Genomic DNA, 20,769 nt, shown 5'->3' on the forward strand with positions numbered 1-20,769 from the left:
CTCGCTATAGGAGGCCGCGTGACGCGCCGATACCCTGATGGCCTGTATCCCGAGCGATGGTTGATGACCGACGAGCGGCTGGGCGACGACCTGTGGCGCATCCTGCGCCACCTGCCGCCGGGCAGCGGCGTGGTGTTCCGCCATTACCGCCTGCCCCCCGCCGATCGCCGCGCGATGTTCGCCCGCGTCCGCCGCATCGCCCGCGCCCGCCGGCTGGTGCTGTTCGCGGTCGATCCGCCGCTGCCCGGCGCCGCCGGTCGCCATGGCCGCGTGGCGGGGGCGACGAGCTGGCCCGCGCATGACCGGGCCGAGGCGCTGGCCGGCAAGCGCGCGGGCGCGGCGCTGCTGTTCGTCTCGCCGCTCTACACCACCGCCTCGCACCCCGGTACTCCCGCGCTCGGCCCGCGCAAGGCCCGCCGCATCGCCGCCGGCCTGAACCTCCCCGTCGTTGCGCTCGGCGGCATGACCCCCCGCCGCTACCGCCGCCTCCGCACGGCGGGCTTCGCCGGCTGGGCAGCGATCGACGCGTGGCGATGACGGATCGCGCCGCCGGTGGTGCGCCATCACGGACCCAATCGCCCCGTCCCTCGTTCGTGATCCCGAGACACCGACGGAGGGGTAACGTCATGGTGACATTGAGCGCATCGGTGGGACTGGGCGGCATCAATCGCCGGCCGGACGTGATCGCGGTCCAGCGCCTGCTCGATCATGCGGACGTATCGCCCGGCCCGATCGACGGCCTGTGCGGCCGGCGGACGATCATGGCGATCGAACGGTTCCAGCACGGCGTGATCGGGCGTCCCGACGGACGAGTCGACGTCAACGGGCCGACGTTGCGCCGCCTTTCGGCCGCCGCCCGGCCGGCACTGGCGCGGACATCGCCCCCCGCCCGTCCGGCACAGCCTGCCCGCCCGACACAGCCTGCCCGTGCCGCGCCCGCCGTCCGCCCGACGCCGGCAGGACAGGCCACCCCGCCGCCCCGGCCGTCGGCGGCGCATCCCAACAGCTTCTGGACCGGGCATACCTCGCTGCCGAGCCCCGACGTAAATCGTGGCCTGACCAGCCCGACCAGCGCCCAGCTCACCGCCCTGCTCGGCGATCCCACCGCGACGCGGGTCACCTCGAACACCGCCACCGAATCGGTCGGCCCCTTCCGGGTAACGGGTCTGAAACCGGCGATGGCCAGCCTTCGCGCGGTGCTGGGTCAGGTGCAGAGCGAACTTCCCGATCTGTACGGCCTGCTCGGCAGTCTCGGAATGCGCGTCGTCCGCAAGACCCGCGGGCGATCGACCTATTCGACGCATTCATGGGGCATCGCCCTCGATCTCCAGGTTGCGTTGCAGACGCCGCCGCTGGGCACGACCTATTCGCTGCGCGGGCTCGATGCGCTGGCCCCCTATTTCAACCGCGCCGGCTGGTACTGGGGTGGCGGCTATCGAAACGTCACGCGCAAGGATCCCATGCATTTCGAATGTGGACTGGCCCTCGTGCGGAGTTTCGGCCTGTGATGCGCGTCCTGTATCCGGCGGTCATCGCCATCGCGGCGATCGGCATGGGCTGTTCGCAGGCCGCCCCTCCACCCCCGCCCCCGGCGGCGGGCTGCGCGACGATCGTGCCGGCCGACATGAAGGGGCCTCAACCGCGCTGGCTCGGTGCCTGCACCGCGGGCAAGGCGGCCGGGGTCGGCGTATTGCGGGTCGGTGCCCGCGCGCCCTTCTCGCTGTTCTTCGGCCGCGTCGCCGCCGGCCGGCCGCAGACCGGGCTCATCATGCTGGAATCGGGCAATATGATGCAGATTCGCGGGGTCACCGCTTCGGGTGCCGTCATGGCCGCCGATGGCGAGCATCTGGCGGAGCAGGACCGGGCCTGGGCCGATGCCGTCGCCGGGGCGCGACTGGTCGCCCGGCGGTTCACCGCAGCGGGCAACAAGGGGTCGGCGGCCTATTACGCGCGCTGGGCGCACCGGATCGAGACGCAACGCCCGGAATGATCGCGTCGCCCGCCCGGGCGTACGTCTGACACGCGCCGGCATGCGTCTTGCGGTGCCCCGACCGCTCCCGACCACCCATAGTCGCTTCTGAGGGAAGGGGAGCGGTCCGGAGCCGCCCCCGAAACTCGCCCGTTCACGGGTCGCCGGTCGGACGCCGGCACCGCCGCCGACCACCGAACGCCGCGCCATCTCCCCGCGCGTCCACCATGCCGGCGGGCACGACAGGACTGGACAAAAAAAGGGCCCGGTACGTCGCCGTACCGGGCCTTCAGGTGTGTTCGCAGGAGGAACATCGTGGGGGGCGGGGGTCTGCTGCCCCCGCGCCCGAACCGGATCACATGTTGTAGGCGCGCTCGCCATGTTCGTTGATGTCGAGGCCCTCGCTCTCGACTTCCAGCGAGGGGCGCAGGCCCATCGTCTTGTCGAGCACGAAGAACAGCAGCCACGAGATCACGCCCGAATAGACCAGCGTGAACGCCACCGCCTTCACCTGCACCCAGATCTGGGTGGCGATGCTGTAGGTCGCCGGGTCGAACGCGGCGGGCATCACGTTGTAGTCGAACACGCCCTGCCCGCCGAGCGACGGCGCCGCGACGATGCCGGTGGCGATCGCGCCGACGATGCCGCCGACGCAGTGGACGCCGAACACGTCGAGCGTGTCGTCATAGCCCAGCTTGTTCTTCACCGTGGTGACGAAGAAGAAGCAGACCAGCGAGGCGACGCCGCCCAGCACGATCGAGGTCATCGGATGCGCGAAGCCCGCGGCCGGGGTGATCGCGACCAGCCCCGCGACGACGCCGGTGGCGACGCCCAGCAGCGACGGCTTCTTGTGCAGCACCTGTTCGATGATCGCCCACACCGCACCCGCCGCGGCGGTGGCGACGACGGTGTTGATGAACGCGACCGCGGTCACCGCATTCGCCTCCAGATTGGAACCGGCGTTGAACCCGAACCAGCCCACCCACAGCAGCGACGCGCCGATCATCGTCATCACCAGCGAATGCGGCGGCATCGGCTCGGCCTTGTAGCCATGGCGCTTGCCGATCACGAGGCAGCCCATCAGACCGGCGATGCCCGCGTTGATATGGACCACGGTGCCACCCGCGAAGTCGAGCGCGCCCCAGCCCCACAACAGGCCATGATCGGTCGGTGCGCCCGGCTGGAAGTCCGGGCCCGGCCAGTACCACACCATGTGCGCCATCGGGAAATACACGATCGTCAGCCACACGACGGTGAACACGATCAGCGGCGTGAACTTCACCCGCTCCGCGAACGCCCCGACGATCAGCGCGGGCGTGATGCACGCGAAGGTCATCTGGAAGATCACGAAGACCAGTTCGGGCAGGTACACGCCGTTCGAGAAGGTGGCGGCGAAGGTCGTCGCGTCGACGCCCTTCAGGAACACCTTGGAAAAGCCGCCGACGAAGCTGTTCAGCTCGCCGCCGTTGGTGAAGGCCATCGAATAGCCCCAGCAGACCCAGACCAGCGCGGCGACGCACACGATCGTCATTACCTGCACCAGCACCGACAGCATGTTCTTGGCGCGCACCAGCCCGCCATAGAACAGCGCGAGGCCCGGCACCGACATCATCAGCACCAGCGCGGCGGAGATCAGCATCCAGGCGGTGTCGCCCTTGTTCACCATCGCCGCGGTCGGCACGAAAGGTGCAGCGGCGGGCGTCGCCGCCACCGTCTGCGCCCAGGCGGGCAAGGCCGCGCACAGGCCAGCACCAAGGGCGACGCCGCGCCCGATCCCCGTCAGTTTCATGAAACCCCCCTTCACCCCTACAGCGCCGAATCGTCGGTTTCGCCGGTGCGGATTCGCACCGCCTGCCCGACGTCGAGCACGAAGATCTTGCCGTCGCCGATCGCGCCGGTGTTGGCCGATTGCTGGATCGCCTCGACCACGCGGGGCCCCAGTTCGGCGGCGCAGACCACCTCGATCTTGATCTTGGGCACCATGTTGGTGCTGTATTCGGCCCCGCGATAGATTTCGGTCTGCCCCTTCTGGCGGCCGAATCCCTTGACCTCGGTGACCGTCATCCCCGCGACGCCCAATGTGGTGAGGGCTTCCCTCACCTCGTCCAGCTTGAACGGCTTGATAACCGCAATGACCAGTTTCATCCCGCCCCCTTGTTTGGCCGATGTACCGGATTACGGATGTGCAACGATCATGCCATTTGCCCGGCTAGCCATGGAGCTGGTCCGCATGATCGTTGACGGAGATGTTACGGAATAATTAATAGGCAGCCGGGGCGATCTGCCCGTTTTTCGGGCAACGCGTCAGGCAGCGGTGACGATCGCGCGGGCCGCCGCCTCGTCCTCGTCGTCCACCATCACCCGCACCGGGATCAGCAGCCAGCTGCCGTCCGCGATGCTGCTGCCCGCATCGAACGCCACCGCCGGTATCCCCTCCGCCTCCAGCCGCCCGATTACGATATGTGCCTCGTTGCGGTTGAAGCGGCCGAGTTCGATCAGACTCATCATGCTCTCCGTTGACGCGCAATTCCTGTGCGCATAACTTTCACGCATGAAGCACGATCCGATTGCCTCGGGCAAGCGCAAGCCCGTCAACCTGTCCCTCGACACCGGCGTGATCGCCGTCGCGCGCGAAGCGGGACTCAATCTGTCGCAGATCAGCGAGGCGGCCATCTCGCTGGAAGCCCGCAAGGCGCGCGACCGGAAATGGAAGGAGGACAATCGCGAATGGATCGCCGCTCATAACCGCTGGGTCGAAACCAACGGCCTGCCGCTCGAAAAATACCGGTTGTTCTGATGGCACGTTTCGATGTCTATCGATTGGCGGATGGCGCGTTCGTCATTGATTGCCAGGCGGACTTTCTCGACGAGATCAATACGCGCTTCATCGCTCCCCTGCTGCCGCCGGGGAAGGCACCGCCGCCCAACGGTCACCTCAATCCCGGCTTCGAGATCGAAGGCGAGCCCTTGGTGATGGTCACGCAATTCGCCACTGCCGTCCGCACCACGGAGTTGAGGCAACGGATCGCCTCGCTGGATCACGAACATCTCCGTATCACCCGCGCGATCGATGTCCTGACCGGCAGTGCCTGATCCGCACCCGATGACGCCCGTCATATCTGACCCGCCATCACACATGGCCAGCCCATGAAGGATTGACCGCCCCCCGGCCCCCGGAGACCAAATGATACTGGCCCAACCCATCCCGTCATTGCGAGCGTAGCGAAGCAATCCAGAGCCCGGTTCGTGAAGCTCTGGATTGCTTCGCTACGCTCGCAACGACGACAGGGCAGGCTTCACATCATCCAGCCTAGGCCGCCGTGCCACCCACCGTCAGTCCCTCGACCAGCAGCGTCGGCTGGCCGACGCCGGCGGGCACGCCCTGCCCGCCCTTGCCGCACACGCCGATGCCCTCGTCCAGCGCGAAGTCGTTGCCGATGCCGCGCACCTTGGTCAGCACGGTCGGCCCGTCGCCGATCAGCGTCGCGCCCTTGATCGGCGCGCCCAGCTTGCCGTTCTCGATCCGGTACGCCTCGGTGCAGGAGAACACGAACTTGCCCGACACGATATCGACCTGCCCGCCGCCGAAGCTCTTGGCAAAGATGCCGGTCTTCACGCGCGACAGCAGTTCGGCGGGATCGTCCTGTCCGCCCTTCATGAAGGTGTTGGTCATCCGCGGCATCGGCGCATGGGCATAGCTTTCGCGGCGGCCGTTGCCGGTCGCCGCCATGCCCATCAGCCGCGCGTTCAGCCGGTCCTGCATATACCCCTTCAGGATGCCGTCCTCGATCAGCACCGTCTCGCGCGTCGGCGTGCCCTCGTCGTCGATCGACAGCGAGCCGCGCCGGTCGACCAGCGAGCCGTCGTCCACCACCGTGACGCCGGGCGCCGCCACCCGCTCGCCCAGCCGGCCGGAAAAGGCGCTGGTGCCCTTGCGGTTGAAATCGCCCTCCAGCCCGTGACCGATCGCCTCGTGCAGCAGCACGCCCGGCCAGCCCGGCCCGAGCAGCACCGTCATCTCCCCCGCCGGCGCCGCCACCGAATCCAGGTTCACCAGCGCCTGCGCCAGCGCCTCGTCGATGCCGCGGTTCCATGTCGCCGGCTCGAACAGCCGGTCGTACAGATAGCGGCCGCCGATCCCGAACGTCCCCGTCTCGCGCCGGCCATTCTGTTCGGCGACGATCTGGATGTTGAGGCGCACCAGCGGCCGCACGTCGGTGGCGACGAAGCCGTCGGCGCGCACGATCTCCACCACGCTCCACGATCCCGACAACGAGACGGACACCTGCGCCACGCGCGGATCGCGCGCGCGTGCCGCGGCGTCGATCGTCTGGCACAGATTCACCTTGTCGGCGAAGGGGATCAGGTCGAGCGGATCGGTATCGGTATAAAGATGCCGGTTGTTGCCCTGCGGCGGCGCGGCCTTCGGCGTGGCGGAGGGATCGATCAGCGCCATCGTCTGCGCGGCGCGCTTGATCGCCGCTTCGCTCAGTTCGTTGGCGTGCGCGAAGGCGGTCGTCTCGCCGGCCACCGCGCGCAGGCCGAAGCCGGCATTGGTGTCGTAGGCGGCGGTCTTCAGCCGCCCGTCGTCGAACCCGAACGCCTCCGACCGGCGATATTGCAGATAGAGTTCGCCGTCATCCGCCCGCCCCAGCGCGTCCGCGGTCAGCGCCTGCGCCGCCTCCGGCGACAGATCACGGTAGAGGAACGAGCGGGGGTCCTGATATGCCATGCCGGCAATATAGGGACAGGCGGCGGAAGGTCCACGTCCCGATCTTCCCCAACCCCTCTTGCTTCCCCGGCGGAGGCCGGGGTCCAGTTGGGGGACGCCGGTAATGTCAAACTTCCGGTTATCGCCTCACGTCATGGCAAAGCCATGACGTCGAACGGCAGGGCGAGCCCGCCGCCGGCCGATCGGCGGCGCGTTTACTTCGGCTTGTTCTGGGGGCTCGCGCCTTCCGCGATATCGGGCAGGCTCGCCTGATCCTTGCCGTCCGCCGCGCCGCCGACCAGCACGAAGCGCCGGTCGCAATAGCCGCAATCCACATAACCCGCCTCGTCGATCTGCAACCAGACGCGCGGATGGCCGAGGGCGGCGCCCCCCGGAATATCGGCGGCGCCGTCGCAGGCGACACGGGGCTGGCTGACGCGGGCGATTTCGAGCGGAGGATGCATGGCGGTGCAGATAGCAAGGAGCATTGTCGCCACGCAAGCAGAAGCCTATTCGCTGGCACCATGACCGACGCTGCCATCTCCATCACCGGCCTCTGCAAGACCTATCAGGGCGGCAAACGCGCGCTGGACGGCGTGACGTTCGACGTGCCCCGCGGCCAGATCTTCGGCCTGCTCGGCCCTAACGGCGCAGGCAAGTCGACGCTCATCAACATCCTGGCCGGCCTCGTCAACAAGACGGACGGCAGCGCCAGCATCTGGGGCTTCGACATCGACGCGCACCCGCGCAACGCCAAGGCATCGATCGGGATCGTCAATCAGGAAATTCTGTTCGACCCCTTCTTCACGCCGATCGAGACGCTGGAGATCCAGGCCGGCCTTTACGGCGTGCCGAAGCGCGAACGCCGCAGCCTCGAACTGCTGCGCGCGGTGCATCTGGAGGACAAGGCGAATGCCTATGCCCGCACCCTGTCGGGCGGCATGAAGCGGCGGCTGATGGTGGCCAAGGCGATGGTCCATTCGCCCCCCGTCCTCGTCCTCGACGAACCGACCGCGGGCGTCGACATCCAGTTGCGCCAGCAATTGTGGGATTATGTCCGCGAACTCAACGCCGGCGGCGTGACGGTGGTGCTGACGACCCACTATCTGGAGGAGGCGGAGCAGCTCTGCGATCGCATCGCGATCATCAACCATGGTCAGGTCGTCGCCAACGAACCCACCCGCGACCTGCTGGCCCGTGCGCAGGAAAAGGTCGTCGCCGTCACCGTCGACCGCGACCTGACCGGTACGCCCGACGCCCCCTGTTTCGAGAAGATCGCGCTGCTGCCCCCGCGCACGCTGGAGATCACCTATTCCAAGGACCGGGTGAACGCGGGCGAGGTGCTGGCGGCGGTGCAGGCGAACGGCCTCGGCATCGTCGACGTCTCGACCCGCGAGGCCGATCTGGAGGACGTGTTTCTCAGCCTGACCAGCAAGCCGGCCTGACGGGGCAGTTCTCCCTACTCTCCACCGCCTTCGGCGTCTCCTCCCTCTCCCGGCGCAGGCAGGGAGAGGGCCGGGCGGAACGTCCCGCTATCCTGCCGGAACCCGCTGCCCGCCCCATCGCTTCTCCCGGCACCCCCGCCAGGAGCGCCGCCGCCATGAACGCCACCCGGACCACCACGATCACCGCCGGCATCGCCGGCATCGCCGCCACCGGCATCGCCGCCGCGCTGTCCTATGCCCGCGCCACCCGCCCGCCCGTCATCACCGCCCGCGTGCCCGAACCCGCGAAACCGGTCGAGCTGCAACGCTATACCGGCCGCTGGTACGAGATCGCCCGTCACGAGAATCGCTTCGAACGCGGCATGGAAGCGGTAACCGCCGATTACAGCCTGCTCGGTCCCGACCGGATCGAGGTCGTCAACGGCGGCCGCAAGCCCGGCACCGGCGCCCGCTCCGCGAAGGTCGCGCGCGGCAAGGTCGTCGACGCCGCCACCAACGCGAAGCTGAAACTGTCCTTCTTCGGCCCCTTCTATGTCGGCGATTACTGGGTGCTCGACCATGACGACGCGTACACCTGGTCGATCATCGGCGAACCATCCGGCCGTTACCTGTGGATTCTCGCGCGCCGGCCGCACCTTCCGGCGGACGAGGTGGAAGCCCTCCTCACCCGCGTCGCCACGCTCGGCTACGACCGTCATCGCCTGCGGATGACGCGACAGGACTGACCTGAGCAGTGGAAAGTACGCTTGACGTAAAGCTAACTTTCCATGACAAGCTTCCTTCACACCGAATCGAAGGAGCCCGTCATGCGTTTCTCCCCTGCCCAGCGCCGCTACAGCCGCCGCGTCCTGATCCTGGCGATCGTCTATGCCGCGCTGTTGCTGCCCGCCGTCTATCTGTTCGCCCGTCATCTGGTGACCGGCCCGCTCGCCTATCTGCTGGGCGTGCTGCCCGCGCTTCCCGTCGTCGGCTTCTTCGTCGCGGTCGGTGCCTATCTGGTCGAGGAACAGGACGAATATCTGCGCCTCATCTTCGCCCGCCAGTCGCTGATCGCGACCGGAGTGGCGATGACCGCGGCAACGGTCTGGGGCTTTCTCGAAGGGTTCGATCTGGTGCCGCACGCGGTGGCGTGGGCATGGCCGGTGACATGGTTCGCCGGCATGGGGATCGGCGCGTGCGTCAACCGGATGGTCGAACGGACGGCGGCATGAACAACCATCTGCGCACCCTGCGCGCCGAACGCGGCTGGAGCCAGCAGCAGCTCGGCGAGCTGCTCGACGTCAGCCGCCAGAGCGTCAACGCGATCGAAACCGGCCGCTACGACCCCTCGCTCCCGCTGGCCTTCCGCATCGCCGAACTATTCGGCCTCGCCATCGAACAGATCTTCGTCAGCCCGTCGGGACGATCATAAGCCGAATACCCGTCCTTCGAATCCCCGCTCTTCAAATGCCTGTCCTACCGCCGCGGATTTTGGCAGAGCCCGGCGATGGCCTCCGTTTCCTGCCCCCCGCCGTCCGCCTCGTCGCGTCCATCCCTGCCCGACCATGCGACGTTCGTGACTTTCCGTGTGACTTTCCGCGGCCGTCCGGGCCTGCCGGCATGAGCGGGTCGGACGTCCTCATCATCGGCTCGGGCGCTGCCGGGCTCACCGCCGCGCTCAACCTGGCGGAGCGGTTCCGCGTCACCGTCGTCGCCAAGGGGCAACTGAACGAGGGGTCGACCGCCTGGGCACAGGGCGGGATCGCGGCGGTGCTGGAACCCGGCGACACCTTCGCCCACCATGTCGAGGACACGATGGTCGCCGGCGCCGGCCTCAACGACCGCGAGATCGTCGAGTTCGTCGTGGAGCGCGCCCCCGCCGCGATCCAGCGCCTCACCGAACTGGGCGTCCCCTTCGCCACCGAGGGAGATGCCCTCCACCTGACGCGCGAGGGTGGCCATTCGCACCGCCGCATCGTCCATGTCGCCGACGCTACCGGCTGGGCGGTGCAGGAGGCGCTGCAACGCGCCGCCGAGGCGCATCCCAACATCACGCTGCTGCCCGACCGGGTCGCGATCGACCTGGCGACCAGCCGGCACGAGGAACGCTATTCGGGGGCGGGCAATGTCTGGGGCGTCTATGCACTCGACCGCGCGAGCGGCCGGGTCGAGCTCCACACCGCGCGTGCCACGATCTTGGCGACCGGCGGCGCGGGCCGCACCTATCTGTTCTCCACCGCCCCGCGCGGCGCGACCGGTGACGGCATCGCGATGGCATGGCGCGCCGGCTGCCGCGTCTCGAACATGGAGATGATGCAGTTCCATCCCACCTGCCTCTACCATCTGGAGGTCAAGAACTTCCTGATCACCGAGGCGGTGCGCGGCGAGGGCGGGCGGCTGATCAACCCCGCCACCGGCCAGCGCTTCATGACCGCGCACGACCCCGTGCGGATGGAACTGGCCCCGCGCGACGTGGTGGCGCGCGCGATCGATGCGGAGATCAAGCGCCACGGGCTCGATTACGTCCATCTCGACATCAGCCACATGCCCGCCGATTTCATCCGCGGCCATTTCCCGACCATCCATGAAAAGCTGCTGGGGCTGGGCATCGACATGACGACCGGGCCGATCCCGGTCGTCCCCGCGCAGCATTATACCTGCGGCGGCATCGTCGTCGACGCGCACGGGCGCACCGATCTGCCCGGTCTCTATGCGGCAGGCGAATGTACCGAATCGGGGCTGCACGGCGCCAACCGGCTCGCCTCCAACTCCCTGCTCGAATGTTTCGTGTTCGGTGAGGCGGCGGCCGATCACATCGCCACCTGCTGGGACGCCCTGCCCCCCGTCCCCGCGATCCGCGCCTGGGACGAGAGCCGCGTCACCGATTCGGACGAGGAGGTGGTCATCAAGCAGAACTGGACCGAGATCCGCCGCTTCATGTGGAATTACGTCGGCATCGTCCGCACCACCAAGCGGCTGCAACGCGCCGCCAGCCGCATCCGCCTGATGACCGACGAGGTGGCGGAGCATTACGGCCATTTCCGCGTCACCCCTGACCTGATCGAACTGCGCAACCTGCTCCAGACCGCCGACCTGATCGTCCGCGCCGCGCTCCACCGCCACGAAAGCCGGGGTCTGCACTACACGCTCGACTATCCGGCAACGCTGCCCGAAGCGGTGGATACCGTGCTGGTGCCGTGACAGACGGCCGTTACTGACGAAACGTCACTTTCGCAGCGATAAGTAGCTGATAAGTAGCAAATATTCCTACCACCCCGGCGGAGGCCGGGGTCCAGTTGGGCGAAGGGTCGGGATCAATCACAGCGGCCTTCCCAACTGGCCCCCGGCCTCCGCCGGGGTGGTGAAGGGGGCGGCGATTCATCCGGTTCCCGCACCCCCGCCTCCGCTCGCCGCGCGCAACCGTCATGTCGGCGCAGTGACGGCCAGAGGCGGTTTCGCCCCGGCCACGCTCGGCTAAGGATCGTATCCGGGGGTACGAGTGCGGGATTTCATGCGTTTACGATCGGTTGCTGTCCCTGTGCTGATGCTGTCGCTGACCGGCTGCGGCGCGCCGTCGCGCCCCGGTGCCAGCGGTCGCGCGCCCGAGCGGGAGGAGCAGGTATCCGTCTCGATCCCCGTACCGCCCAGCGTCGCCCGCCCCACCACCAACACTCCCCGCCAGCTCCAGACCGCGATCGAGGCGCTGGCGCGCGGCTTCGACGGCCGCGCCGGCATCGCGGTGCGCGCGGTGGACGAGGGGTGGACGGTGGAAGCCGGCGGGCGCCAGCGCCTGCCCCAGCAATCGGTGTCGAAGCTGTGGGTCGCGTTCACGCTGCTCGACCTGCGCGACCAGGGCAAGATCAGGCTCGACGATCCGGTCACCGTCCTGCCCTCCGACCTCACCTTGTTCCACCAGCCGATCGCCTATCTGGTCGCCAAGACCGGGCGGTTCGACACCACCGTCGGCGGCCTGCTGACGCGGGCGCTGACGCAGAGCGACAACACCGCCAACGATCGGCTGCTGACCCTGGTCGGCGGGCCGCCCGCCGTCCGCCGGATGATCGCCGCCAAGCGGCTGGGCGATATCCGTTTCGGCCCCGGCGAGCGATTGTTGCAGGCGGGCACCGCCGGCCTCGTCTGGCAACCCGCCTTCTCGATCGGCAACGCCTTTGCGATCGCGCGGTCGCGGCTGTCGCCGGAAGCGCGGGCGGCCGCGCTCGACCGTTACGTCGCCGATCCGCCCGACGGCGCCGCGCCGCTCGCCATCGCCGATGCGCTGGCGCGGGCGGCGCGCGGCGAACTGCTGTCGGAAACCTCGACCCGCATCCTGCTCGACACGATGGGCGCGTCGCGCACCGGCCATGCCCGGCTGCGCGCGGCGGTGCCCGCCGGCTGGCAGATCGCGCACAAGACCGGCACCGGTCAGGACCTCGGCCGCCGCAATGCCGGGTTCAACGATGTCGGCCTGCTCACCGCCCCCGATGGTCGCCGCTATGCGCTGGCGGTGATGATCGGCGACACCGTCCGCCCGATCCGCGAACGCCAGATGCTGATCCAGAACGTCGCCAGCACCGTGGCCAGCTACGTCGCCGGCCACCCCGGCGCGGCCTTCTCGGCGACGCTGGCGAACTGATCCGCAGCGGCGTCGCCTCCCTTCACCAACGCCTCCCCGGCGGAGGCCGGGGAGCATCGGGTTTGAGGGCCGGCGCCAACGGATCGCTTGGTCCCCCCTCGCTTACCCGCTACATCGCGAGGCACCATGCCCCATCTCTATCTCGTCGACGGCTCCGGCTACATCTTCCGCGCCTATCACCGCCTGCCGCCGCTCACCAATGTGCATGGCGAGCCGGTCGGCGCGGTCTATGGCTACACCACGATGCTGTGGCGGCTGGCGGACGAGGTGCATGCCGCAGAAGGGCCGACGCATATGGCGGTCATCCTCGACAAATCGTCGAAGACGTTCCGCAACGACCTGTACGACCAGTACAAGGCGCACCGTCCGCCGCCGCCCGAAGACCTCGTGCCGCAGTTCCCGATGATCCGCGACGCCACCCGCGCCTTCTCGCTGCCGTGCATCGAGACCGAGGGGCTGGAGGCGGACGACATCATCGCCTGCTATGCCAAGGCGGCGCTGGCGCAGGGGTGGTCGGTCACGATCGTCTCGTCCGACAAGGACCTGATGCAGCTGATCGAGCCCGGCCTCGACCTGTATGACACGATGAACAACCGCCGGCTCGGCGCGGAGCATGTCGCGGAGAAATTCCACGGCATCGCGCCGTCGCAGCTGGGCGACGTGCTGGCGCTGATGGGCGACAGCGTCGACAACGTGCCGGGCGTCCCCGGCGTCGGACCGAAGACCGCCGCGAAGCTGATCCTCGAACATGGCGATCTCGAATCCGTCCTCGCCGCCGCGGAGGGGATGAAGAAGGGCAAGCTGCGCGACAATTTGATCGAACATGCCGACATGGCCCGGCTCAGCCGCGAACTCGTGGCGCTGAAATGCGACGTGGCGCTGCCCGAGCCGCTGGAGGACCTGGAACTCAAGGGCATCCCCGACGCACCCTTGCGTGCCTTTCTCGAACATCACGGCTTCCGCTCGCTGCTCAACAAGCTGGGCCAGGTCGCCGATGCGCCCGCCGCCGCCCCTGCCGGCGATGCGCCGATCCAGGATGACCCGCCCTGCAATCTCGACGGGTACGAGACGGTGCAGGACCTCGACGCCCTCGACGGCTGGATCGCGCGCGCGCGTCATCAGGGCTGGATCGCGGTCGATACCGAAACCAGTTCCACCGACGCCACGCAGGCCAACCTCGTCGGCGTGTCCCTCGCGCTTGCACCCAACCTCGCCTGCTACATCCCGCTCGGCCATGGCGGCACCGACCTGCTGGCGGAGGTGCCGGTGCAGATCGACACCACCGCCGCGCTCGCGAAGCTGAAGGAGCTGATGGAGGACCCCTCGGTCCTCAAGATCGGCCACAACCTGAAATTCGACATGATCATACTGGGCGAACGCGGCATCGACGTGGCGCCGCACGACGACACCATCGTGATGAGCTTCGATCTCGACGCCGGCCTGCACGGCCACGGCATGGACGAACTCGCCGCCACGCACCTCTCGCATGCCTGCATCGCGTTCAAGGACGTGGTCGGCACCGGCAAAAGCCAGCGCGGCTTCCACGAGATCGACCTGAAGACCGCCACCCGTTACGCCGCCGAGGATGCGGACGTGACGCTGCGGCTGTGGAAGCGGTTCAGGGCGCGCCTGCCCGCCGAGGGGTCGACCCGCGTCTACGAGATGGTCGACCGTCCGCTGGTGTCCGTCATCGCCCGGATGGAGCGGCGCGGCATCAGGGTCGATCGCGAGCAACTGGCCGCGCTGTCCGCCGATTTCTCCACCCAGATCGCCGCGCTGGAGGTGGAGGTCCATGCCCTTGCCGGCGGTCCCTTCACGATCGGCAGCCCCAAGCAACTGGGCGACGTGCTGTTCGAGAAGCTGGGGCTGAAGGGCGGACGCAAGGGCAAGTCGGGCGTCTATTCCACCGACGTGACCGAACTGGAACGGATCGCCCGCGAGAAGGGCCCGCATACCGAGATCGTGCGCAAGGTGCTGGAATGGCGCCAGCTGTCGAAGCTGAAAAGCACCTATACCGATGCGTTGCAGGCGCAGATCAATCCGAAGACCGGCCGCGTCCACACCAGCTATTCGCTGACCGGCGCGCAGACCGGGCGGCTGTCGTCGACCGAGCCCAATTTGCAGAACATCCCGATCCGCACCGAGATCGGCCGCCAGATCAGGCATGCCTTCGTCGCCGAACCCGGCAACGTCATCCTCGCTGCCGATTACTCGCAGATCGAACTGCGCCTCGCGGCGCACATGGCCGACGTTCCTGCCTTGCGGGAGGCGTTCGCCAACGGCGACGACATCCACTCGCTCACCGCACAGGAACTGTTCGGCGAGGTGAACCGCGACACCCGCGGCCGCGCCAAGACGATCAACTTCGCGATCCTCTACGGCATCAGCCGCTGGGGGCTGGCCGCCCGGCTGGAAGTGAGCGCGGACGAGGCGCAGGCCATGATCGACCGCTATTTCGAGCGGTTCCCCGGCGTCAACCGCTACATGGCGGAGACGCTGGAGGCGGTGCGCGGTCAGGGCTTCACCACCACGCTGTTCGGCCGCAAGACGCATTTCCCGCGCATCGGCTCGAAGAACCAGGCCGAGCGGCAGGGGGCGGAGCGCGCCGCGATCAACGCCCCGATCCAGGGCACCAGCGCCGACATCATCAAACGCGCGATGGTCCGCATGGAACCCGCGCTCGACGCCGCCGGCCTCGGCCATGTCCGGATGCTGTTGCAGGTCCACGACGAACTGGTGTTCGAACTGCCCGAAGCCGACGTGGCCGCCGCGAGTGCGGTGATCCGCGACGTGATGGAAAACGCCGCCGCCCCGGCGGTGACGCTGTCGGTGCCGCTGGGGGTCGAGATCGGCACCGGCCCGAGCTGGGGCGCGGCGCATTGAGCGCGATGGTCCATGACGGACGGGAATGGTCGATACCCGTCACCCCCCACAACACCACCCCGGCGGAGGCCGGGGCCCAGTTGGGGGACGCCGGTGACACCTCACGACAGCCTGCCCGACTGGACCCCAGCCTCCTCCGGAGTGGAACGGTTTCAGCCGGACTGACGTCTGCCTCTTCTACAATATCCCCCCGATGACCCCCACCAAGGACATCGACGCCCTCGCCAAGGGCGGCCGCACCAACATCGCCGGCTTCGCGCTGCGATTGCTGGCGCGCATCCCGTTCCTGTTCATCGCGGGCCGCTTCTACGGTCCCGATCTGGTCGGGCGGTTCGCGATCGCGGTGGTGGTGGTGGAACTGGCCGCGCTGCTCGCCACGCTCGGCATGAAGCGCGGGCTGGCGCAGGCGCTGGCCAAGGCGGATCGGCCGCACGCGCATGTCGTATGGGATGCGCTGGCGCTGGCGCTGGTCGCCTCGCTGATCGCCAGTGCGGTGCTGTGGATGTTCCCGCAGCTGCTCTATCCCAATTCGCCGATCACCGGGCTCGACCATTGGCTGGCGCTGATCGTCGTCGCGATCGCGTGGTCGGACCTCAGCCTCGCCGCGCTGGCCTATCGGCTGAACGTGAAGGCGGCGGTGACGGCGCGCGCGGTGGTGGAGCCGTGGACGATCTCGATCGCCGCTTACGTCTTCTCGTTCTTCACGATCCGCGACGGGCTGGTCCTGTCCTATGTCGCTTCGATGACGGCGGCGCTGATCGCCAGCATGGTGCCGTTCCTCCGCTCCTACGGCCTGCCGCGCGGCTGGTCGCCGCGCCTGCGCGAACTGGCGCGGCTCGCGCGCGTCAACGCGCCGCTGGCGGGGGCGGACGCGTTGGAATGGGGGAGCCGCAACGTCGACCGCTTCATCCTCGGCCTGTTGTTCGCGCCCAGCGTGGTCGGCATCTATTACATGGCGCAACAGGTCGCCTCGCTGCCGCAGAAGCTGAAGACCAGCTTCGATCCCGTACTCGGCCCCGTCATCACCCGCGCGCTGGCCGATGACGACCACCCCGCCATCGCCAGCCAGGTGCGGCAGGTCGCGTTCTGGATCATCGCCGCGCAGTTGCTGCTCGCGCTGATGGGGTCGATCCCGGGCGAGGCGGTGATGGGCGTGGTCGGTCCGCAGTTCGTCGTCGGCACCGCGCCGCTCGTCTTCCTGCTGATGGGGGAGGTGTTCGCCTCGACCGGGGCGGTGTGCGAATCGGCGCTGGTCTATGTTGCGCGGCATCGCAACCTGATGATCTCCGCGACGATGCTGGCGTTCCAGATCGCACTCAGCGTCGGGCTGGTCTTCGCGATGCGCGCGCTCGGCTGGTCGCCGACGTGGCAGGCGGCGGGGCCGGCGGTGGCACTGGCGGTCAGCCTCGCGCTCACCTCGCTGGCGAAGGCGATGCTGCTGCGCCGGCTGCTCGGCGCGCCCGTTTCGCCCCTGCGCTGGCCGCTGATCTGGGCGGCGCTGGCGGCGGTGGTGGTGGGCGGCGCCTTCACCGCGCTGCCCCACCGGTTCGAATGGGCGGAACTGCTGATCGGCGAGCCCGCGATCGCCGCGACCTATTGCTGGATTCTCTGGCGCTGGGCCTTCCGCCCCGCCGACCGCGCGCTGTTCACCAAGAAACCGGACAGGGCGTCGCTGCCGAACGAGGGCGCCGCGACGGGCTGAGCGCTCTCTCCGCCGGAGGGAGCGCCAGGATCGATCAATGCCGGAAGTGGCGCATTCCGGTAAACACCATCGCCAGCCCCGCCGCGTCCGCCGCCGCGATCACCTCGTCGTCGCGGATCGATCCGCCCGGCTGGATCACCACCGTGGCGCCCGCCTCCACCGCCGCCATCAGCCCGTCTGCGAACGGGAAGAACGCGTCGGACGCGACCGCCGACCCGGTGGTGCGCGCCTCGCCCCAGCCGGCCTTGTCGGCGGCGTCCTTCGCCTTCCACGCGGCGATCCGTGCCGATTCCAACCGGTTCATCTGGCCGGCGCCGACGCCCGCCGTGCTGCCGTCCTTCGCGTAAACGATCGCGTTCGACTTCACATGCTTGGCCACCGTCCAGGCAAAGCGGCAATCCGCCAGTTCCTGCGGGGTCGGCGCGCGCTTGGTCACCACGCGCAGCATGTCGTCCGTCAGCCGGCCATTATCGCGCGACTGCACCAGCACGCCGCCGACGATCTCCTTCGTCACCTCGCCCTCGCGATGCGGGTCGGGCAGGCCGTCGGTCAGCAACAGGCGCAGGTTCTTCTTGGCGGCGAAGATCGCCAGCGCTTCGTCGTCGGCACCGGGGGCGACCACCACTTCGGTGAAGATGCCGGTGATCGCGCGCGCGGTCGCGGCGTCGATCGCGCGATTCAGCGCGATGATGCCGCCGAACGCCGATACCGTATCGCATGCGAACGCCGCCTCGTACGCGTCCGCCAGCGTCGCGGCGGTCGCCACGCCGCACGGGTTGGCGTGCTTGACGATCACCACCGTCGGATCGGCATCGCGGAACTCCGCGATCAGTTCCAGCGCGGCATCGGCATCGTTGTAGTTGTTGTAGCTGAGCGCCTTGCCCTGCACCTGCCGCGCCTGCGGCAGGCCGGCCGACCCTGCCGCATCGGGACGGACCCGCGCCTGCTGGTGCGGATTCTCGCCGTAGCGCAGCGTCAGTTCGTCCTGCTCCCCGTCGTCCTGCCCGCCGTCCGCCTGCTGCGCGAACCAGCGCGCGATATAGCTGTCGTACTGGCCGGTATGCGCGAACGCCTTGCCCGCCAGCCGCCGCCGCGTCGCCATCGTCGTGCCGCCGGCCGCCACCTCCGCCAGCACAGCGGCATAATCCGCCGGATCGGTCAGGATCGCGACCCAGGCGTGGTTCTTCGCCGCCGACCGGACCATGGCCGGGCCGCCGATGTCGATATTCTCGATCACCGTATCGGCATCCGCACCACTCTCTACCGTCTTCTCGAACGGGTAGAGGTTGACCACGGCGAGGTCGATCGCCCCGATCCCGTGCTGCGTCATCGACGCGACATGGCCGGCATCGTCGCGCACCGCCAGCAGCCCGCCATGCACCGCCGGGTGCAGCGTCTTGACCCGGCCGTCCATCATCTCCGGAAAGCCGGTCAGCTCGGCCACGTCCTTCACCGCCAGCCCGGCGTCGCGCAGCGCCTTCGCGGTGCCGCCGGTCGACACCAGCTCGACCCCCGCGTCCGCCAGCGCGCGGGCGAAGTCGACGATGCCGGTCTTGTCGGATACCGACAGCAGGGCGCGGGTAACGGGAACGGCAAGGAGATCTGGAGTCATCGGAATTCCTTCGGCACGGCGCGTGTTGCGGCGGCCCATAGGGCGCGCGGCCGGATCGATCAAACCTTGGCGATCAAACCGTGCGCTTCAGCATCCAGCCGACCTGCGCCCCGCCCGACGATGCCTCGCCCATGATCGCCAGCTGTGCGGTCGCGACCGGGCGGCCGCCGCCGTCGATCCACACGCCGTCCTCGACCGCCAGCGCGCCGCCGCGACAGCGGAACTGCCATGTCGCGCCATCGGCCAGTTCCAGCGTCGCGCCCTGACCGTCCGCCGCCGCCGTCGCCGCCACCCCCGCGCCCAGATGAAACCGGATCGCGAACGGCGCCGATCGCCCCCGTCGCCGGCCGGAAGGCAGCAGCGCATCCTCGCCGCGCAGCTCGCGCCCGTCGCCGGTCAGCATCAGTTGCCGGCGGTGGAGCAGTCCCCAACGACGGACATAGCCGTCATGGCTCGCCTCGATCCGGCTGGCATTGTCCGCCTCCTGCCGCGACAGTTCGACCTGCCCGACACCACGGCCCAGCGTGCCGTCGGTATGGATCGCGGTGGAATTGGTGTCGCCCAGCGTCAGCGTCGAATGCGCGGCAGTGGTGCGCAGTCCCTCCAGCAGCATGGCCGGCAACCCGGCATGGGCCGCGCTGGCGCCGCCGCCGTTCACGATCAGCCGCGTCGGCCCGTCGGAAAATTCGAACGCCAGCGTCGACGCGCAGCCGCCCGCCACCAGCCGCGCGATCGGCGGCGGCGCGGCATCGACGATCAGCACCGCCGACCCCGCCGCCATGCGCTGATACCCCCAGTCGCGCGACTGGCGCAGCGGCCGGGTGCGCACGCCGCTGGCGGCGATCACCGCCGCGATCTGGTCGGCATCGCCGGGGCCGCCGCCCTGCCAGCTCGACAGCATCCGGTCGCCGTGCAGGCTGCCGAGCAGCGCCGGCACCGCGCGCATCGACGCCGCGACCACCGCTTCCGGCACCTCCGTCCCGCAGGCGACATAGATTTGGCGCAGCATCGCCAGCAACATCACCATGTCGAGGAGCACCGCCGGGCTGCGCGACACCGCGCCGCCATCCTCGAACAATCCCCCCGCCAGTGCGCGGCCCAGCCCCGCCTCACCGAAGCCGCGACGCGGATCGTTGCCGGGGATCAGCAGTCCGGCGGCCACGACGCCGCACCATGCCGCGATCCGCGCCGCCCCCGGCGTCGCCTTGTCGGCGGAACGATCCAGATGCCGCGCCCCGCGGGCCAGCGTATTGAGCACGCGGGCGTCGTGATCGGGATCGATCCCGCGCAGGATCAGCGGCGTATGCAGGCTCCAGTACAGTACGCGCCGGCCCCACGCCTCGGGCGTCCATGCCGGATCGGCCACCGTCTCGGCATGGGCGTCGAGCCATATCGTGGTCAGGTGCGTCGCGATCGGCGCGGCCTGCGCCAGCGTCGCCACCGTCGACAGGTCGCGCAGCCAGGCGAAGCTGTGCAGATAATCGCCGAAGGCCGCACTCCATAGCGGCCGGCCGAAATCGAGACCGGCGATCGCCTGCGTCTCGCCCCGGAACGACAGCCGTCCCGCCAGCAGCGCGCGCCCGCGCGCCGGATCGCCGATGATCGGGTCGTCGGGCGTCGCCGCCAGCCGGTCGGGCGGCTGCCCGTTCGATCGCACCGCCTGCAACGGGGTGCGCCACGCCAGCCGGTCGAACCCGTCCGTCAACCATCCCGCCAGCGATCGCCCCTTTTCGGCGACGATGCGGAACGGCTGATCCCCGCCCTCGATCGCGGCCTCGCTCAGGACCGCGCCGTATTCCTCCTCATGTTCATTCCCGTCGCCCGGTGGAACGCTG

General features: G+C 68.9%; 20 protein-coding genes. 13 read left to right on the forward strand and 7 right to left on the reverse strand.

Features of this window, described 5'->3' with window-relative positions; genetic code table 11:
* Positions 1-18 precede the first annotated feature (18 nt).
* From ABD719_RS00550 to ABD719_RS00560, 3 genes are all read left to right on the forward strand, one after another.
* On the forward strand, positions 19-537 hold the full coding sequence (locus ABD719_RS00550; protein WP_344691243.1) for a thiamine phosphate synthase: 519 nt from the start codon (positions 19-21) through the stop codon (positions 535-537).
* 89 nt (positions 538-626) lie between these two features.
* Positions 627-1,508, forward strand: coding sequence for a M15 family metallopeptidase (locus ABD719_RS00555; RefSeq protein WP_344691245.1), 882 nt, complete (start codon positions 627-629; stop codon positions 1,506-1,508).
* Entirely contained in the window at positions 1,508-1,990 is a 483-nt protein-coding gene (locus ABD719_RS00560) for a hypothetical protein (RefSeq protein WP_344691247.1), read from the forward strand. Before ABD719_RS00555 ends, ABD719_RS00560 begins: the two co-directional genes overlap by 1 nt.
* Before the next feature lie 334 nt (positions 1,991-2,324).
* Here ABD719_RS00560 and ABD719_RS00565 read toward each other — a convergent pair whose 3' ends face one another.
* The 3 genes from ABD719_RS00565 to ABD719_RS00575 form a co-directional block, all read right to left on the reverse strand.
* A complete protein-coding gene (locus ABD719_RS00565) occupies positions 2,325-3,758 on the reverse strand; it encodes an ammonium transporter (protein ID WP_344691249.1) in 1,434 nt (477 codons plus the stop codon).
* Between the two features lie 17 nt (positions 3,759-3,775).
* Positions 3,776-4,114, reverse strand: a complete 339-nt coding sequence (locus tag ABD719_RS00570; protein ID WP_344691251.1) for a P-II family nitrogen regulator — start codon at positions 4,112-4,114, stop codon at positions 3,776-3,778.
* 159 nt (positions 4,115-4,273) lie between these two features.
* Positions 4,274-4,474 (reverse strand): putative signal transducing protein, encoded by a 201-nt coding sequence (locus ABD719_RS00575; protein WP_344691253.1) that lies wholly within the window; start codon positions 4,472-4,474, stop codon positions 4,274-4,276.
* Between the two features lie 46 nt (positions 4,475-4,520).
* On the opposite strand from ABD719_RS00575, the gene ABD719_RS00580 reads away from it, so the two are divergent.
* On the forward strand, positions 4,521-4,766 hold the full coding sequence (locus ABD719_RS00580; protein ID WP_344691255.1) for a type II toxin-antitoxin system CcdA family antitoxin: 246 nt from the start codon (positions 4,521-4,523) through the stop codon (positions 4,764-4,766).
* Complete coding sequence (locus tag ABD719_RS00585; RefSeq protein ID WP_344691257.1) at positions 4,766-5,062, forward strand: CcdB family protein; 297 nt, start codon at positions 4,766-4,768, stop codon at positions 5,060-5,062. The genes ABD719_RS00580 and ABD719_RS00585 overlap by 1 nt, the downstream gene beginning before the upstream one ends.
* A gap of 217 nt (positions 5,063-5,279) precedes the next feature.
* On the opposite strand, the gene tldD is transcribed toward ABD719_RS00585, so the two are convergent.
* Both tldD and ABD719_RS00595 read right to left on the reverse strand, forming a co-directional pair.
* On the reverse strand, positions 5,280-6,701 hold the full coding sequence (tldD, locus tag ABD719_RS00590) for a metalloprotease TldD (protein ID WP_344691259.1): 1,422 nt from the start codon (positions 6,699-6,701) through the stop codon (positions 5,280-5,282).
* Between the two features lie 194 nt (positions 6,702-6,895).
* Positions 6,896-7,144, reverse strand: coding sequence for a zinc-finger domain-containing protein (locus tag ABD719_RS00595; protein WP_344691933.1), 249 nt, complete (start codon positions 7,142-7,144; stop codon positions 6,896-6,898).
* 60 nt (positions 7,145-7,204) lie between these two features.
* On the opposite strand from ABD719_RS00595, the gene ABD719_RS00600 reads away from it, so the two are divergent.
* The 8 genes from ABD719_RS00600 to ABD719_RS00635 all read left to right on the forward strand — a co-directional run bounded on the left by ABD719_RS00600 (position 7,205) and on the right by ABD719_RS00635 (position 17,322).
* Positions 7,205-8,125 carry an ABC transporter ATP-binding protein gene (locus ABD719_RS00600; RefSeq protein WP_344691261.1) on the forward strand — a complete coding sequence of 307 codons (921 nt, stop codon included), beginning with the start codon at positions 7,205-7,207 and terminating at the stop codon, positions 8,123-8,125.
* Between the two features lie 155 nt (positions 8,126-8,280).
* Entirely contained in the window at positions 8,281-8,850 is a 570-nt protein-coding gene (locus ABD719_RS00605) for a lipocalin family protein (protein ID WP_344691263.1), read from the forward strand.
* Positions 8,851-8,931: 81 nt separating this feature from the next.
* Complete coding sequence (locus tag ABD719_RS00610) at positions 8,932-9,336, forward strand: hypothetical protein (RefSeq protein ID WP_344691265.1); 405 nt, start codon at positions 8,932-8,934, stop codon at positions 9,334-9,336.
* The gene (locus tag ABD719_RS00615; RefSeq protein WP_344691267.1) at positions 9,333-9,536 is read left to right on the forward strand and encodes a helix-turn-helix transcriptional regulator; all 204 of its coding nucleotides are present in this window, start codon (positions 9,333-9,335) and stop codon (positions 9,534-9,536) included. Before ABD719_RS00610 ends, ABD719_RS00615 begins: the two co-directional genes overlap by 4 nt.
* A 188-nt stretch (positions 9,537-9,724) precedes the next feature.
* Positions 9,725-11,305 (forward strand): L-aspartate oxidase, encoded by a 1,581-nt coding sequence (gene nadB / locus ABD719_RS00620; RefSeq protein ID WP_344691269.1) that lies wholly within the window; start codon positions 9,725-9,727, stop codon positions 11,303-11,305.
* Positions 11,306-11,615: 310 nt separating this feature from the next.
* Positions 11,616-12,737 carry a serine hydrolase gene (locus ABD719_RS00625; protein ID WP_344691271.1) on the forward strand — a complete coding sequence of 374 codons (1,122 nt, stop codon included), beginning with the start codon at positions 11,616-11,618 and terminating at the stop codon, positions 12,735-12,737.
* 126 nt (positions 12,738-12,863) lie between these two features.
* Positions 12,864-15,620 carry a DNA polymerase I gene (gene polA, locus ABD719_RS00630; protein WP_344691274.1) on the forward strand — a complete coding sequence of 919 codons (2,757 nt, stop codon included), beginning with the start codon at positions 12,864-12,866 and terminating at the stop codon, positions 15,618-15,620.
* A 193-nt stretch (positions 15,621-15,813) separates the two neighbouring features.
* Complete coding sequence (locus ABD719_RS00635; protein WP_344691276.1) at positions 15,814-17,322, forward strand: lipopolysaccharide biosynthesis protein; 1,509 nt, start codon at positions 15,814-15,816, stop codon at positions 17,320-17,322.
* A gap of 34 nt (positions 17,323-17,356) precedes the next feature.
* Here the strand turns inward: ABD719_RS00635 and purH are convergent, their stop codons facing one another.
* Together purH and ABD719_RS00645 are read right to left on the reverse strand one after the other, a co-directional pair.
* Positions 17,357-18,934 carry a bifunctional phosphoribosylaminoimidazolecarboxamide formyltransferase/IMP cyclohydrolase gene (purH, locus tag ABD719_RS00640; protein ID WP_344691278.1) on the reverse strand — a complete coding sequence of 526 codons (1,578 nt, stop codon included), beginning with the start codon at positions 18,932-18,934 and terminating at the stop codon, positions 17,357-17,359.
* 73 nt (positions 18,935-19,007) lie between these two features.
* Positions 19,008-20,702: a heparinase II/III family protein gene (locus tag ABD719_RS00645; protein ID WP_344691934.1), complete on the reverse strand. Its 1,695-nt coding sequence runs from the start codon at positions 20,700-20,702 to the stop codon at positions 19,008-19,010.
* Positions 20,703-20,769: the final 67 nt, after the last annotated feature.

It is taken from the genome of Sphingomonas cynarae (assembly GCF_039537815.1).
GTDB lineage: Bacteria > Pseudomonadota > Alphaproteobacteria > Sphingomonadales > Sphingomonadaceae > Sphingomonas > Sphingomonas cynarae.